Raw genomic sequence first — 15,868 nt, 5'->3', positions numbered from 1 at the left:
CCCTACTACTGATTTTGTAATTCTTCGAGTTCTTCCCAACGGGCGAACGCAGCTTCAAGCTTCGACTCAAGCTCGGCTAATTGGTTCAATTTAGCGCTGGTAGTTTCGTTATCTTGCTTAAAAAAGTCACTACTATTGACCTCTTGTTGCAATGTGTCAATAGCTTGCTCAAACTGTTCCACCTGCTCAGGTAAAGTTTCGAGTTCGCGCTTATGCTTATAAGACAGCTTATTACTGGATTTAGGCTTGCTCGTTTTGCTCTGCCCTTGTTGCTGCTCGGCCTCGGCACTGGCTTTACGCTGCGCCTCTAATGCCGCCAACTGTTGGGCGCGATAAGCTTCATAATCGCTGTAACCGCCCACCACTTCGGTAATTTTACCATTGCCGTCAAATCCCCATACGCTGGAGCAGGTGTTATCGATAAACTCCCGGTCGTGACTAACAATCAACACCGTGCCTTGATATTGGTTAACAATATCTTCCAATAGCTCGAGTGTTTCAATATCAAGGTCGTTAGTTGGCTCATCGAGTACTAATACATTCGATGGCTGCAAGAAAATTTTCGCTAGTAACAGGCGGTTCTTTTCTCCTCCAGAGAGGGCCTTCACTGGCGTGCGAGCGCGCTTAGGGGGGAATAGAAAATCTTGCAAGTAACCCAGAACATGGCGTGAGCGCCCGCCTACATTGACTTCCTGCTTACCGTCCGCGACGTTGTCTTGCACGCTTGCCTCTTCATCAAGCTTGGCACGGTATTGGTCAAAATAAGCTATTTCTAAATTAACGCCTTGTTTAAGTTGTCCTTTGGTGCTTTGCAACTGCCCAAACAGTAGCTTCAACAAGGTCGTTTTGCCGACCCCATTAGGGCCGACGAGGCCAACACGGTCACCACGCATCAATAACGTGGAAAAGTCATCGACGATGACTTTATCACCAAAGGCATGGCATAAATGCTTTGCCTCGGCAACTAACTTGCCTGAACGTGCTGCGGTTTCGATATTTAAATCAACTTTGCCGACTTGCTCTACCCGTTGTTTACGCTCTTGTCGCAGTGCTTTAAGCGCGCGTACGCGGCCTTCGTTACGGGTGCGTCGCGCCTTAATGCCTTGGCGGATCCACGCTTCTTCTTCTGCCAGCTTTTTATCAAACTCGGCGTTTTGCTGTTCTTGCACTTTTAAATCGTGGGCTTTGCGCTCTAGGTAAGTTGCATAATCCCCTGGGTATGAGACCAACTGGCCACGATCAAGATCGAGAATGCGGGTTGCTAAGGCACGGATAAAGGCACGGTCATGCGAGATAAAGATAATCGCGCCTTTAAACTCTTTCAAAAATTGCTCTAGCCACTTAACCGATGCGACATCCAGGTGGTTCGTAGGCTCATCCAATAGCAGTAAATCGGGTTCACCAACCAGGGCCTTCGCCAGCGCCACTTTTCGCAGCCACCCTCCTGAAAGAGTGGCTAATTGCGCATCTGCATCTAATTCTAATTGCCCCAGTACGAGCTTAATCTTGGAATCAAATCGCCAGCCATCTTGGGCTTCAATATCGGCAGAAATACTTGCCAGACGCGACAATGCTTTTTCATCATCGGCATGCTCAGCAAGCTGTGCGTTTAAGGCATGAAACTCTTTAAGTAATTTAGCTACGGTGGGCAGGCCATCGGCCACATAGTCGAATACGCTGCCCACACTATCACGGGGTGGATCTTGCTCTAGGCGCGCGATTTTAAGCTCACCGACCTGATTAATGTCACCATCATCAAGGATTACATCACCGCTCAGGACTTTTAAAAAAGTCGATTTTCCCGCGCCGTTACGGCCAACGACACACACACGCTCGCCCTGCTCAATAACGGCATTGGCACCGTCAAGTAACGGGTGGGTTCCATAGGCCAACTGGCCGTTTGTTATTCTAATAAGGTCCATACTGCTCTATTAATTGATTGATTGCCTGCTGGTCAAAAGGCCACCCCAGCTCGGCCTCGGGTCGATGTGCCAACGCCATAACGGGAATACGCACTTGGTAGGCGCTCAGCCATTCGGGATCATCGATGATGTCACGCAATTCAATAGCACTGACTTGTGGATGCTGCGCCAACATTGCTTGCGCCTGCTCACACAGGTGACACCCCTCGGTGTGATATAACACCACCTTAGCCACGGCGAATAACCCAGGCATTGTGAATATGTTTGTTACGGGCAAAATCTGCAGACTGCGTCTGCGCGGTGATATTTTCAACACGCAAGCCTTGTAAAGCCAAAGCGTCTTCGTCCATCTTAAAACCACGTTTATTGTTCGAAAACACTAAGGTGCCATTTTTAGCCAATAACTTAGCTGTGTCTACCAATAGGCTGACATGGTCACGCTGTACATCAAAACTTTCCTTCATGCGTTTTGAGTTTGAAAAGGTTGGCGGGTCGAGAAAAATCACATCGTACTCACCGCGCGTACGTTTTATCCACTCTAAACAATTGCCATGCTCAAAACGATAGCGCGGGCTCTTTAATTTATTCAATGCGAAGTTACGCTGCGCCCATTGTAGATATGTTTTCGACATATCCACGGTGGTCACTGATTTAGCTCCGCCCAGCGCCGCTTGCACCGAGGCAGTGCCTGTATAGGCAAATAGGTTCAGTACCCGTTGATCTTTGGCGATATCGCGAATGTACTTACGTGCTAAACGGTGATCGAGGAAAATACCGGTATCAAGATAGTCATATAAATTCACCTCAAATAGCGCGCCATACTCGCTAATCACTTGGGTGCGACCTTGATTCGCTTGCGCTTGGTATTGACTGTCACCTTTTTGCCGCTGTCGCACTTTCAAGGCAACATTAGCTGGCGCCAGCGACAGCGTCTCACAGGTTAACATCAATACATCCTGCAGACGTTTCTGGGCGACGCCCTCATCGATGTTCTTCGGCGCAGCATACTCGTAGATCACCGCGCTGTCTGGATAGACGTCCACGGCAACATTGTATTCAGGAATATCGGCATCATAAATACGATACGCGCTGATTTGCTCTTGCTTGAGCCACTTTTTCAGACCTTGGCGGTTCTTTTTCAGGCGATTGGCAAAGGCCACCGACTGCTCAAAATGCAACGGTGTTTTATCGCCTTTGTGCCCTTGGGTCTGTTCTTCGGTAATGTCGTACAGTGCCAACACCGTATCGATGGGGCCATTTTTAAACTTGTATTGCTTGTGCTTAACTAATTTAAACAACTTTAATAGCTCTGCATCACTTACTAGCAAAGCGCTGCGCCAGTGGCAAAAGCCCTGTTTGAGTTGATGACCCAGCTGGCGATACAGGGCCAAAATTTCGGCCATCGATCCCAAGCGTTCACCGTAAGGTAAGTTCGCAATGACCACACCAGGGCGTTTACACGGCGCCTTCATATTGGCCAAGTCACCGGTGTCAAAATCGATATACTCAGCGACTTCGGCGCGCGCAGCATTGTCTTTAGCCTTGGAAATGACCTTGGAATTAATATCATGACCAATCAGCCAAGGTTTAGCGCTGTCGTTAATCTCATCGCGCAGCGATTGCTTTAATTCTTTAAATTTGACCGCTCGGTGACTGGGTAAACGTTCAAAGGCAAACTGCTCACGTTGCAAACCCGGAGCAATGTTTTTTGCCATTAGCGCCGCTTCAATGAGTAAGGTGCCAGAGCCACAGGTGGGATCAAACAGCGGTTGCGTGGTGTCATCTAGCCAGCCACTGCGCATAATCAACGCGGCCGCTAGGTTTTCCTTTAAGGGAGCTTTACCCTGAGCGCTACGGTATCCACGCTGTGAAAGACGAGGACCTGAATAATCAATGTACAAAGTCAGCTTATCACGATTAAGCTTTGCCACCACGCGCACGTCAGGGTGCTCTTTGCTGACATTTGGGCGGCGCTCATATAAATCATGGAAGTAATCACAAATTGCGTCTTTAATAACAAGGCCACCAAACTGACTATTTTTCAGCTGGCGGTTAGTGCCATTAAACTCCACGGCAAAAGACTGATCCGGCCCAAAATACTCTTGCCAAGGCTGAAAGCGGGCAAAATTATATAACGCGGTTTTGTCTTCAACACCACTGCCCTGTTGCAATTGCAGCATGACCCGAGTAGCAAGGCGCGTCGTTAAACAAATGCGTTGAGCAGTAAGGCTATCAGCACTGAACTCCACCGCGCCAACACGCTGTTTTTGTACTTCGGCGCCAAGCGCGCTGAGCTCTTGCTCGAGTAACTGTTCAATGCCTATGGAAGTAAGGGCAACAAATTGCAAAGTGACTATCCTATCTCGTAAATTCGCCGAGATTGTATCATAGCCGAGGAAGGTTAAGCGCGCTTTTGTTGGTTCTGAGCGGATAAAATAGGATGAATTCGGTTGTTCAGTACCTTGATAACCTCAAACTGTTTGAGGCTAAGATTTTCATCAAGTGCGAAGTGTGGTTCCAAGCACAAACAAACACTGGCGCCATCGGCACAATCAACAATGAGAAACTGGCCGCTTTGGCACTGTGAAGTCAGGCTAACAATGGCCTCTTGATTGATATCTCGCCCGGTGTATGGCGCAAAAAACCAACTTTTAGCCAGCACAGGCTTGAGGTAGTGTTTTACCGCTGTGGCGTTAAGTGCTATCTGACAAATCTGCGCATCGCTCCACAGATTAAAAGTACTTAAATACTCGCCCACTTGCTCATAAAAGTCGGCGTCAAGAAGGTTAAATTGGGGCTCACTCAAGGCTTCATCTGTCAGTTGGCGCGGCTTATAGGGCGTGCAAAACTGCATCTCTCCCATATCAAGCACTAAGCGATTTTGCTCACTCGAGATTTGCCATTGCCAATGTCGTTGTGCCTGTAACATGTTGCCCTCTAAATCCGTAAAAGCCTTTGTACACCTACCTTATAACTTTGGATTATAGCGTTAGTTGATCCCATGTAAAATAGATTCTAAGAATATTTTATGAGGGATCAAACACTAACATAACTGATCCTTATAAGGCGCGAACGATCCTTTTCACTAAAGCCGGACCTTCATAGATAAAGCCGGTATACACTTGCAGTAGATCAGCACCGCCATCAAGCTTTTCTTTGGCGGCTTCGGCACTGTCAATGCCACCGACACCGATAATAGGTAAACGCCCTTGCGATAACCGTTTGATCTCTTTAATAACCTCTAGAGACTTAGCCCGCACCGGACGTCCTGACAGTCCGCCAGCCTCATCGGCATATTGCAAACCCGCAACAGCGCTGCGCTCTAAGGTGGTATTAGTCGCAATCACCCCGTCAATGTGGTTGTTCAATAACGATTGGGTGACCTGCTCGACTTGAACACTGTCTAAATCCGGTGCAACTTTGACCAGCATCGGGACTTGTTTATGGTGTTTGGCTGCCAAGTCGAGCTGTTCATTTTTCAAACTCGATAACAAGTCATCGAGCGCTTCGCCGTATTGCAAGTCACGCAGCCCTGGGGTGTTTGGCGAAGAAATATTGACGGTTATATACGAGGCATGTTCAAAGACTTTACGCATGCAGTGGATATAGTCGTCTTTGCCCTGCTCATTAGGCGTGTCTTTGTTTTTACCTATGTTGATCCCCAAGATCCCATCATAATTGGCGGCTTTGACATTCGCCACTAAGTTATCAACGCCTTTGTTGTTGAACCCCATACGGTTGATCACCGCATGTTGCTCTGGCAAACGGAAAATGCGCGGCTTGTCATTTCCTTGCTGAGGTCGCGGAGTCACCGTACCCACCTCAATAAAACCAAATCCCATCTGGGCGAAGGCTTCAATGCATTCGGCATTTTTATCTAATCCAGCCGCCAACCCCACGGGATTTTTAAATTCAAGGCCAAGGAAATTAACCGGTTTGTCTCGAACTGACTGGGACCACGCCATGGATAAGGGCGTGTTGGCATAGCGGCTTAAATTAGACAATGCGAAGTCATGCGCCCACTCAGCGTCTTTAGTGAACATAAACCGACGCGCTAAATCATAAAACATGGAACCCCCAAAAAAATACCCCAGACAAAAGCTGGGGTATTCTACAGAGTTTTACTGCTTTTTAACAGCGGCGCTTACGCCCGTTGATCACAGTTGTGTGCAAGCAACATCAATTCCCGTAGTGCTACTGAGAACTTAGCAAAGTCATGGCTTTGCGACGTTTTAAATTCGCTAAGCATTTGCTGCCAGCGATGCAATACAGCATTATTTGCTTCCATCCACGCGTCAATTTGCGCATCCACATCTTGCTCTTTGTCATCGAAACTACGCAGTACCACATCGGTTAATGTGCGTTGCTGCCAATCGAGCTCTTCGCGATAAGAAGCTCGCGCCAAGGCTTGCCAATGGTTTTGCACTGGCTGATGAGTGATTTGCGTTAAGAACCAGTGCAAGCCCATGCGCGCACCCAGTTTGAAGTAGGTGTTTGACACCAAGGCTGTGTTGCGCTCGGTTTGCGCGGCCACTTCGGCCAGGTCCATGGTGGAGAACAAGCTCGATAGTGACACAATACGCATCGCCAATTGAGCGGGTACGCCTTGATCGGCCAGGCTCTTGGCGTTTTCGCGGATTTGCTCGCTTTCATCACTTACCATGTAGCTGTGTAAGTTATCCGTCAAGTCTTTAAAACAAGGCGCAAAATGAGCAATGGTTTGCTCAATAGTCCATGCTTTATTACGGTGACGTAAGAACCAACGTGTTACTCGGCGTACAGTACGACGTAGCTGATACAGCATTTCTGTTTGCACTTCAGCATCTATCTTATTGTCGAGCGCTTCGATTTCCGACCAGGTCTGCGGCATATCGAAAATCTCGCGAGCGATGGAGTAACATAAGGCGATTTCAGCGTCTGATGCGCCCGTTTCTTCGTGCATACGCACCATGAAGTTTAAGCCCATGTCGTTGACGATGTTATTGGCCAACTTAGTAGCAATAATTTCGCCACGCAACGGGTGGTTATCCATGGCTGAATTGAACCGCTCACGCAGTGGTACAGGGAACGACTGAACCAGCAGCTGACGGTAGTACGGGTTCTCAGTGATCTCATCGGTGACTAAGGTCTCTTTGAGCACCATTTTCGCATAAGACACCAACACTGACAGCTCTGGACGAGTCAAATCTTTACCCGCTGCAGCGCGCTCAGCAAGCTCTTCGTCTGTAGGTAAGAACTCAATAGCACGATCGAGCTTACCGTCTTTTTCAAGCGCGTGGATAAAGCGGATCTTCTCTTTTAATGTCGATGCGCCCTTAGATTGCGTCACGGAGATAGTGTGAGTCTGACGATAACAATCTTGTAGTACTAGCTCTGACACCTCATCGGTCATCGCGTACAACAGCTCGTCACGTTGCTTTTTAGTGAGCTCACCTTCACCCACTAAGGAGTTCAGTAAGATCTTAATGTTCACTTCATTATCAGAACACGCCACACCGCCTACGTTATCAATAAAGTCGGTATTAATACGCCCACCTTTGGCCGCGAATTCAATACGACCAAGTTGAGTAGCGCCTAAGTTGCCGCCCTCACCGAAGATTTTCGCGCCCAGTTCACCACCGTTGATACGCAACGCATCATTTGCACGGTCGCCAACATCTGAGTCTGTCTCAGACTTAGCCTTCACATAGGTGCCAATGCCGCCATTCCACAACAAGTCGACTGGCATCTTCAGTAGCGCCTTGATTAACTCATTAGGCGTCATCGCCGCTTTCTTAGTACCCACCATCTTCTTGATTTCAGGCGTTAAGGTAATCGACTTAGCACTGCGGGCAAAGATACCACCGCCTTTGGAGATGAGCTCACTGTTATAGTCTTCCCAGCTCGAGCGCGGTAATTCAAACAAGCGCTTACGCTCGTCCCAAGATGTAGCAGCATCTGGGTTCGGGTCGATGAAAATGTGCATGTGGTTAAAAGCCGCCTGCAGACGTGTATGCTTCGATAGCAACATGCCGTTGCCGAATACGTCACCGGCCATATCACCAATGGCAACCGCTGTGAAATCGTTGTTCTGGCAATCAATGCCAATTTCGCGGAAATGACGTTTCACAGACTCCCACGCGCCTTTTGCGGTAATCCCCATCTTCTTGTGGTCATAACCAATCGAGCCGCCGGAAGCAAAGGCATCACCTAGCCAGAAGTTATATTCACCAGCGATCCCGTTGGCAATATCAGAGAAAGTGGCGGTGCCTTTATCGGCGGCAACCACTAAGTACGGGTCATCTTCGTCATGACGTGTGACGTTCTCTGGCGGAACAATGTCGCCATGTACGATGTTATCGGTGATATCAAGCAAACCACGGATAAAGATTTTGTAGCACTCTTGCCCTTCTTTAAAGAAGGCTTCACGCTCACTAGGCAGTTGCTTACAAACAAAACCACCTTTTGAGCCAACAGGCACAATAACGGTGTTCTTAACCTGCTGCGCTTTTACAAGGCCCAAAACCTCGGTACGGAAGTCTTCACGGCGGTCAGACCAACGCAATCCGCCCCGCGCTACTTTACCGCCGCGAAGGTGAACACCTTCAACACGTGGTGAGTAAACGAAAATTTCAAACGCCGGCAATGGCAATGGCATCTCTGGAATCAAGCTTGGCTTGACCTTGAAAGAGATATACGACTTGAATACGCCGGTGTCATCTTTCTGATAATAGTTAGTGCGCAGCGTGGCGTTGATCATATCAACATACAAGCGAATAATGCGGTCATCATCAAGGTTGGCAACATTCTCAAGCGATTCATACACCTGAGCAACAAGCTTCTCCAAGGCTTTTTCGCTGCCTGGTGCTTTCACTGAGAACTTTTTCGCAAACAGCTTCACGATTTGTGTCGCAATATCTGGGTAGTTAGCGAAAGTGCTTTCAATGTAAGTCTGCGAGAACGTCACTCCGATTTGGCGCATGTACTTGGCATAAGCACGCAAAATCGACGCTTCGCGGCCCGTTAAGCCACCGTTGAGCACTAAACGGTTAAAGCCGTCGTTCTCTAGGCGGTTATTCCAAACATCGGTAAGCGCTTTTTGGAAACGCGCAGATACTTTATCAAAGTCCGCGATCTCTTTGTTGTCGAGCAACATTGAGAAGTCCATAATCCAATTCACTTGGCCGTCTGAGGTTTTTACTGCATACGGCGTTTCACCGATAACGCGTAAGCCAAAGTTTTCTAACATCGGCATCACGTCAGACAAATGGATAGGCTCGTCTTTGTGGAACAACGACAAACGAACAATATTCGAGCTCACTTCTTCTTGTGGGCGGTAGAACAACATCTCTAGTTTGTTGTCGTCATTGAGCAGCTCAAGTTTTTCAATATCAACCACAGCGGCACTTGGCAACACTTGGTCTTTATACGAGCTGGCGAAGGCATTGGCATATTTACGGTTTAATTCATTACCGCGCGCTTCGCCATTGCTGCCTAATAGCGCTGATTGTAGTTTGTCTTCCCAAGTACGGGCTGCTTCTACTAAATTATTTTCGATTTCTTTCACGTCGTAATCTACGTCACTGTTGTTAACTCGCACAATATAGTGGGTACGAGCAAGGCTGGACTCGGAGAAATAGGTGGTAAAGCTGACTTTCTCATCGGAGCCAAAGGCATCAGCAAGAATTTGCTGCGTTTCACGGCGCAGTGCAGTGTTATAACGCTCACGTGGCACATACACCATGCACGAGAAAAAGCGTCCGTAAGTGTCTTTGCGCACAAACAGGCGACACATGTCGCGCTCTTGAATATGTAAAACCCCCATGGCCACATCCAGTAGCTCTTGTTCGCGGGCTTGTACTAGCTCATCACGAGGATAGGTTTCCAGAATATTAAGGACCGCTTTGTAGGCGTGGGTGCCCTCGGCAAAGTCGCTCATCTCTAGAACACGACGAATTTTCGACTTTAACACGGGTACATCGGCCGCACTGTTGTTGTAGAAACTGGATGAGAACAAGCCAATAAAGCGGTCCTCGCCAATAACGTTGCCGTCTTTATCAAAGCGCTTCACACCGATGTAATCAATGTGTGCAGGGCGATGCACTCGCGATACCGAATTGGTTTTCGTTAATACCAATAAATTATTGCTGCGTGCTTCTTTGCGTGCAATTTCTGGCATGTTAGAGAGTAACCGCACTTGCTCTTCGTCGGAGTTCTTCATTAACCCTAAGCTTGTGCCTTTCACACCGCTGAGCTGATGATCACCTTTTACCGGCTTAAGTTCGTATTGACGATAGCCCATCAAGGTAAAGTTATCGCTGGCCAGCCACTCTAGAAATTCAACCGTTTCGTTTAATTCGGTTTTATCGACATTATGTGGACGCTTAGGGAGATCTTTAATCACATCCAGCAACTGCTGACGAATGGGTTGCCAGTCTTCAACAGCCACCGACACATCATTAAGCACAGAATCAAGCTCTTCTTTAAACGCTTTAATTTCCGCGTCATCGGTCTGGCGATCGATTTCAATAAAGAACACGGTTTTGGTCGAGCTCGACTCTTGTTCCGCTTTTAAGTTTGAGAGATTAGTAATATTGCCATCTTTATCGCGCTGAATTTTCAATGGCGTATGCAGTAATAAGTGAGAAGCGATGTTCGCGCGGTTAAGTGCCATGCGAACTGAGTCAACGAGAAACGGCATATCTTTAGCAATGATCTCGACAATGGTATGCGAGGACTGCCAGCCGTGCTTAGCAACTTCGGGATTGAATACGCGGATAACAGCATCATCGCCTTTTTTACTCTCTAACGAGTTCCAAAGGCTCAACGCTGCGCCGTAGAGGTCACTGTCGTTTCGGTGTGTCAGATCTTCATTCGACATGTTGCGATAAAGCGCCTTGGCGAATTTGTCGACCAGTGACACTTTGTCTGCGTGAACTTTGCTTTGAATAAGCTTGCTGACGTTATTAAGAATAACGGAAGCGTGACCATCATTTTGTGTCATTGTGTGTTCCTTAATCTATACCGCCTTGTGAACGGGTGACTGAATAGCGTGGAGTCAGTTAAATTCTAACGCTTTTGCAGCTAATAAAAAGCCTTTTCGATGAAATCAGACCAATGATTTCAGCATGTTGGCATTCTATTCACAAAATATAGATAGAAATGGCCGGTTAAGGCCATTTCTGTACACAAGTATTCACATTATTTTTTCTGGTCAGACCAGAGAAAGGCACCAATTGCTGGCAAAATGAGCACTGCACCGAGCATATTCACCAAGAACATGAAGGTCAGCAAGATGCCCATATCAACTTGGAACTTCAATGCAGAGAAGATCCATGTGCTCACTCCCACTGCCAAGGTGATACCAGTAAAGAGCACGGCACTGCCCCGCTCTGCTAGTGCATTTCGATACGCTTCACTTAAGTGCACGCCTTGTTTGAGCTGAGTCATCATCGACGAGAGAATGTAAATACCATAGTCGACACCGATACCCACCCCCAATGCAATGACGGGTAAGGTCGACACCGTTAGGCCTATTTCTAGCCCCACCATCAGTGCCTGCGCCAACGTTGAAACAATGTATAGCGGCAACACCACGGCGATAGTGGCGCGCAGCGAGCGGAAGCTCAATAAACACAATACGATCACCGCACCGTAGACGTACAGCATCATCGGCGTTTGCGCTTTCGATACCGATTCATTCGTTGCCGCCATCACCCCTATTGGTCCGGATGCCAGTCGGAATGACACTTTGTCTGTGCCAAATTCAGCACCGTATTCTTTCACTGCGGCCACTACGCGCTCTATGCTCTCGGCCTTGTGATCTTCCATAAAGATGATCACTGGCATCACCGAGCAATCGCCATTGAGAAGACCTGAACTGGTTTCCACCCGTGAAGTTGCTTGCACGAGAGAAGCGCTATTGCGTGGTAGCGTTTGCCACTTCAAATTGCCTTCGTTGTAACCAGCATTCACGGCTTTAGCGACACTGGCTAAAGAAACACTGCTCTGCACCCCAGGGATATTATCCATACGCCATTGGAATTGGCTGATACGGTCCATCACTTCGTGCTCGGTACACGCTGCTGGGTATGCTTCGACAATCACTTTTAAGATATCGACAGATATACTGTAGCGATCAGAGATGAGGAAGGTGTCTTGGTTGTAACGCGCCTCCTCGTGTAGCGCCGGTGCCCCAGCGTGTAAATCGCCTATGCGCATGTTTTGTGACTGCCAGTAGCCAAATGCAAACAACACAGCGGTGCAAATTAAAATAGCCGTCGCATTTTTCTTGTTAGTAGTGGCAACCAACAATTCACGGAGCTTAAATAGCGCGTTCTTATTGGTATTATCGGCTTCTAGTACCGCGAGTTTCGAAAAGGTCAGATAAGACGCTATCACAGGTAACAGAAGCAGGTTAGTGAAGATGATCACCGCCACACCTAAACTGGCTGTAATCGCCAACTCGCGAATAATACCGATGTCTATCGCCAACAAAGTTAAGAAGCCCACCGTATCCGATAGCAAAGCAATGCCGCCGGGGATCAGTAAGGCTTTAAAGCTTGATTGCGCAGCGGTTTTGGCATCGCTGCCTAACTGCACTTTCTTGGCAATGCCGTTGATCATCTGCACACCGTGGCTCACGCCAATAGCAAATACCAAGAACGGCACTAAAATCGACATTGGATCAAGGCCAAAGCCAAGTGTTGATAGCAGCCCCATTTGCCAAACCACAGCAATAATCGAGCAGCCTATTGGCAGCAGTGTGAGCTTGAAGCTTTTACAAAACAGCCAGACCATCACCAAGGTAATTGCGATGGCAATAGCGAAGAAAAGAACCACGTCTTTGGCACCCTCAGCAATATCACCGGCCATTTTTGCAAAGCCGATAATATGGATGCTGACGTTGTCAGTGCTTAAAGGAGTGCGAATTTTACTCTCTAATTGCTCTGCAATATCAAGAGTGTCGAGCTTTTCACCGGTTTGTGGGTCAAACTCCATAAGCTGAGCGCTGACCATGGCACAGGAGTAATCCGAGGCCACCATACGCCCTACAACTTTAGCCTTTTCAATATTTTCTTTTACTCGTGCAAGGCCTGCTTTGTCAGCACTGAAGTTTGCAGGAATAATAGGGCCACCGCTGAATCCATCTTCAACCACCTCAACAAAGCGCGCGCTTGGAGAGTAAATTGAATTAACCAGAGGGCGGTTAACCCCAGGGATGAAATACAGTTGGTCGTGTACTGCTTTTAATTGGGTAAAAAATTCCGGGTTAAAAATATCGCCACGCGCATCACACACGGAAATGAGAATGCCGTTGGCGCCACCAAACTGCTTCTCGTGTTTGGTATACACCTTCATGTATTGGTGATTAAGCGGGATATTCTTATTGAACGACGCATCTAATTGCAGTTTAGTCGCCTGCCACGCCAAGGCCACGGTGGCGATAATAAAGGCCAAGATCACCCACATGCGATGGCGGAATAAACTGCGCTCTAATAATTCCACTAAAGTTTGCATGATTAGTTTAACTCCTTGGTTTGAATGCCCGCTTCCGTTGCTAGAATCAACTTACCAGCAAACTCCGCACCATCCATCACGGCTTTACCATCAGCGCGTTGACGCGCCTTGAGCTGGTTCTGTTGCATGTTTTCTAGGCGGTAAATGACAGCGGAGTTACCAAAAATATACACCCCACCCTTGTTGCTCTCGACGATACTGTTCATGGTTGCTTGCTCTTGCGTACGCAGTGCTTGCCACTGGCCGCTATCGCCTTGTTTAAATGCATTACCGCGTAAACCGGCAACCAGTATTTCGCCTTCGACCTCAGCAATATCGAAAAAGGAGCCATGATATATCTCCTGTTCCCGTTGCCAGCTTTGACCCTGGCTGGTGCTGTGCGCTATGAGTCCCATTTCACCTGCAATGTAAAGCCCTTTGGAAGTCTCAGCAATGCGGTTAAAGTGCGGCAAGATGGAGCTAGTTTCTATCTCATAACCTTCTGGATCGTTGACCTTCAAATCATTGAGGTAGTCCCTGTCTTCGGGGTAAAGAAGGCTATCTAAAAAGCGTTTAGTCCAGTTTTGGCCACCATCTTTGGTCTCGAAGTACATTCCATAGGCACCCACAGCAACGCCGTTTTGCTTATCGAAAAAGTGAATATCTAGGCACGGTTTATCAAGATCAGGACGATATTGCAGTAACTGCCAGCTGGCGCCGCCATCGGTGGTGCCTAAGATGCTGGCATCGTGACCACATGCCCAGCCTTGTTGATTATCAATAAAGAAAACCGCTGTCAGCAGAGTATCAATGGGACTTGTGGCCTGCTGCCATTGCTCGCCATCATCGCTGTATACAATGGTGCCATGTTGGCCAACGGCGATAACGCGTGATTCTGTGGTGGTGATATCGGTAAATAACGTGCGCGTGGCACTGTCAGCCTGATAAGCCGGTTGTGGTGTCTCTTGTTGCGCGCCGACGCCAAGGGGCAAAAGCAACACCGCCCAAAGCAAGTACTTCATATCTAATTGAGCCTATAGAGGGTTAACGTGAGAGCCTCAGGCCTGCAGCAGCAGACCTGAGGAGTTCCGAGGAGATTAACGGCGCCCTTCGCGACGAAGTGCATTAGATGTAAACTCATTGTCTTGGAACGACTCAGAGAAGTCGTACATTTTCTCTTGGTTATCTAAGCCAATAGCCAAGTAACGACGTGAGTTTAGGTCGTGATAAACATCCAACGTACTCCAGTGCGTTGGTACTTCGTAATAGTTCACACCGTGGGCCATGGCTACACGATACATTTGGTCGCGGTTATCGTATAAATCGGCGACCGAAATCTGCCAGCTGTCCTCATCGATGTAAAACACGCGTTTCTTGTAAATGTGGCGAGTGCCTTCTTTAAGCGTCGCTTCAACCACCCAGACGCGGTGTTTTTCATAACGCACATGTTCTGGATTAACGTGACCAGGCTTAAGAATGTCATCGTACTCTAGCTCATCGCTATGCAATTTATAGCTGTTATACGGAATGTACATTTCTTTTTTACCTTTGAGTTCCCAGTTATAACGGTTCGGTGAGCCGTTGAACATGTCAAAGTCATCAGTAGTACGCAAGTTATCAGACGCTGTTCCTGGTGCATCATAGGCAATGTTTGGCGCACGACGGACACGGCGCTGACCGGTGTTATACGTCCATGCTTGGCGTGGCGTCAGGATTTGGTCCATGGTTTCGTGCACTAACAAGGCAGTGCCTGCAAGGCGCGCAGGCTCAGTAACACGTTGTTTAAATTTAAACAGAATATTCGACTCTTGCAGCTGCTCTGGTGTGGCCTCTGGATCCGAGTATTTCACTAACAACTGCTCATCAAAACCAATCAAGTTATACGAACCCGAGGCTGTCGGCATGGCTTGACCACCATAACGCGCAATCGATAAACCACGATAACGCAACAAGTGGTTCCACACGGCCTCTAAACCGTTCTCTGGAATTGGAAATGGCACACCAACAGCCGTATTTCTAATTCCATTTCCACCCTCTACTAACTCCGCTTCAGTGGCGTACTTCTTCGTTGCATCATAATAAAACTGCGGGAAAGAGGCACTACGACGAGTCGGATAGATATGCATTTTGAAGGTGTCAGGGTACGCCTCAAATAAGGCTATCTGACCCGGGCTCAAGAATTTCTTGTGCTGTTCTAAGTTCGACTTATCAATGGTGACAAGAACCTGATCATCTGCATAAGGGTCAGGGTGATGCATCCCTTGCTCATAATTCTCTGGTGCTTTCGTAATACCACCATCCCAAGCAGGGATAGAGCCATCTTCATTACCTGCTTTAAGTGCACCAATAGGTGTCAAATCCGCGCCCAGGCGTTCAGCCTGTTCGGGGGTTATTTTTGCCTGTACTGCAGAAGTGGCAAAGATGCCACAAAAGGCTGCTGCAATGAGGGTAGGTTTAGTTAACATGCG

At 48.0% G+C, this 15,868-nt stretch carries 9 protein-coding genes; all 9 read right to left on the bottom strand.

The window, feature by feature from the left end:
• Positions 1–5 precede the first annotated feature (5 nt).
• A complete protein-coding gene (locus tag EXT46_RS03580) occupies positions 6–1,922 on the bottom strand; it encodes an ABC transporter ATP-binding protein (protein WP_130145257.1) in 1,917 nt (638 codons plus the stop codon).
• Positions 1,909–2,175 (bottom strand): glutaredoxin family protein, encoded by a 267-nt coding sequence (locus EXT46_RS03575; protein ID WP_053911331.1) that lies wholly within the window; start codon positions 2,173–2,175, stop codon positions 1,909–1,911. The genes EXT46_RS03580 and EXT46_RS03575 overlap by 14 nt, the downstream gene beginning before the upstream one ends.
• Entirely contained in the window at positions 2,150–4,270 is a 2,121-nt protein-coding gene (rlmKL, locus tag EXT46_RS03570; protein WP_130145255.1) for a bifunctional 23S rRNA (guanine(2069)-N(7))-methyltransferase RlmK/23S rRNA (guanine(2445)-N(2))-methyltransferase RlmL, read from the bottom strand. Before rlmKL ends, EXT46_RS03575 begins: the two co-directional genes overlap by 26 nt.
• 53 nt (positions 4,271–4,323) lie before the next feature.
• A complete protein-coding gene (locus EXT46_RS03565; RefSeq protein ID WP_130145253.1) occupies positions 4,324–4,851 on the bottom strand; it encodes a cell division protein ZapC domain-containing protein in 528 nt (175 codons plus the stop codon).
• Between the two features lie 130 nt (positions 4,852–4,981).
• On the bottom strand, positions 4,982–5,992 hold the full coding sequence (gene pyrD, locus EXT46_RS03560; protein WP_130145251.1) for a quinone-dependent dihydroorotate dehydrogenase: 1,011 nt from the start codon (positions 5,990–5,992) through the stop codon (positions 4,982–4,984).
• Between the two features lie 74 nt (positions 5,993–6,066).
• Positions 6,067–10,905 carry an NAD-glutamate dehydrogenase gene (locus EXT46_RS03555; RefSeq protein ID WP_130145249.1) on the bottom strand — a complete coding sequence of 1,613 codons (4,839 nt, stop codon included), beginning with the start codon at positions 10,903–10,905 and terminating at the stop codon, positions 6,067–6,069.
• A 197-nt stretch (positions 10,906–11,102) separates the two neighbouring features.
• Entirely contained in the window at positions 11,103–13,421 is a 2,319-nt protein-coding gene (locus tag EXT46_RS03550; RefSeq protein ID WP_130145247.1) for an MMPL family transporter, read from the bottom strand.
• Positions 13,422–13,423: 2 nt separating this feature from the next.
• Positions 13,424–14,422 (bottom strand): YCF48-related protein, encoded by a 999-nt coding sequence (locus EXT46_RS03545; protein ID WP_130145245.1) that lies wholly within the window; start codon positions 14,420–14,422, stop codon positions 13,424–13,426.
• Positions 14,423–14,497: 75 nt separating this feature from the next.
• Positions 14,498–15,865 (bottom strand): DUF1329 domain-containing protein, encoded by a 1,368-nt coding sequence (locus EXT46_RS03540; protein WP_130145243.1) that lies wholly within the window; start codon positions 15,863–15,865, stop codon positions 14,498–14,500.
• Positions 15,866–15,868 lie beyond the last annotated feature (3 nt).

The sequence above is a fragment of the Pseudoalteromonas sp. CO325X genome, from assembly GCF_004208955.1.
GTDB classification, from domain to species: domain Bacteria; phylum Pseudomonadota; class Gammaproteobacteria; order Enterobacterales; family Alteromonadaceae; genus Pseudoalteromonas; species Pseudoalteromonas ruthenica.
Note: the sequence above shows the minus strand (reverse complement) of the source record. Positions and strands in the feature narration are given on the sequence as shown.

What these genes read in the sequence shown, in the direction of transcription:
- EXT46_RS03550 (WP_130145247.1), bottom strand. Translation starts at nt 13,421, where the DNA reads ATGCAAACTTTAGTGGAATTATTAGAGCGCAGTTTATTCCGCCATCGC.
- EXT46_RS03580 (WP_130145257.1), bottom strand. Translation starts at nt 1,922, where the DNA reads ATGGACCTTATTAGAATAACAAACGGCCAGTTGGCCTATGGAACCCAC.
- EXT46_RS03545 (WP_130145245.1), bottom strand. Translation starts at nt 14,422, where the DNA reads ATGAAGTACTTGCTTTGGGCGGTGTTGCTTTTGCCCCTTGGCGTCGGC.
- EXT46_RS03565 (WP_130145253.1), bottom strand. Translation starts at nt 4,851, where the DNA reads ATGTTACAGGCACAACGACATTGGCAATGGCAAATCTCGAGTGAGCAA.
- EXT46_RS03575 (WP_053911331.1), bottom strand. Translation starts at nt 2,175, where the DNA reads ATGCCTGGGTTATTCGCCGTGGCTAAGGTGGTGTTATATCACACCGAG.
- EXT46_RS03540 (WP_130145243.1), bottom strand. Translation starts at nt 15,865, where the DNA reads ATGTTAACTAAACCTACCCTCATTGCAGCAGCCTTTTGTGGCATCTTT.
- EXT46_RS03555 (WP_130145249.1), bottom strand. Translation starts at nt 10,905, where the DNA reads ATGACACAAAATGATGGTCACGCTTCCGTTATTCTTAATAACGTCAGC.
- pyrD (WP_130145251.1), bottom strand. Translation starts at nt 5,992, where the DNA reads ATGTTTTATGATTTAGCGCGTCGGTTTATGTTCACTAAAGACGCTGAG.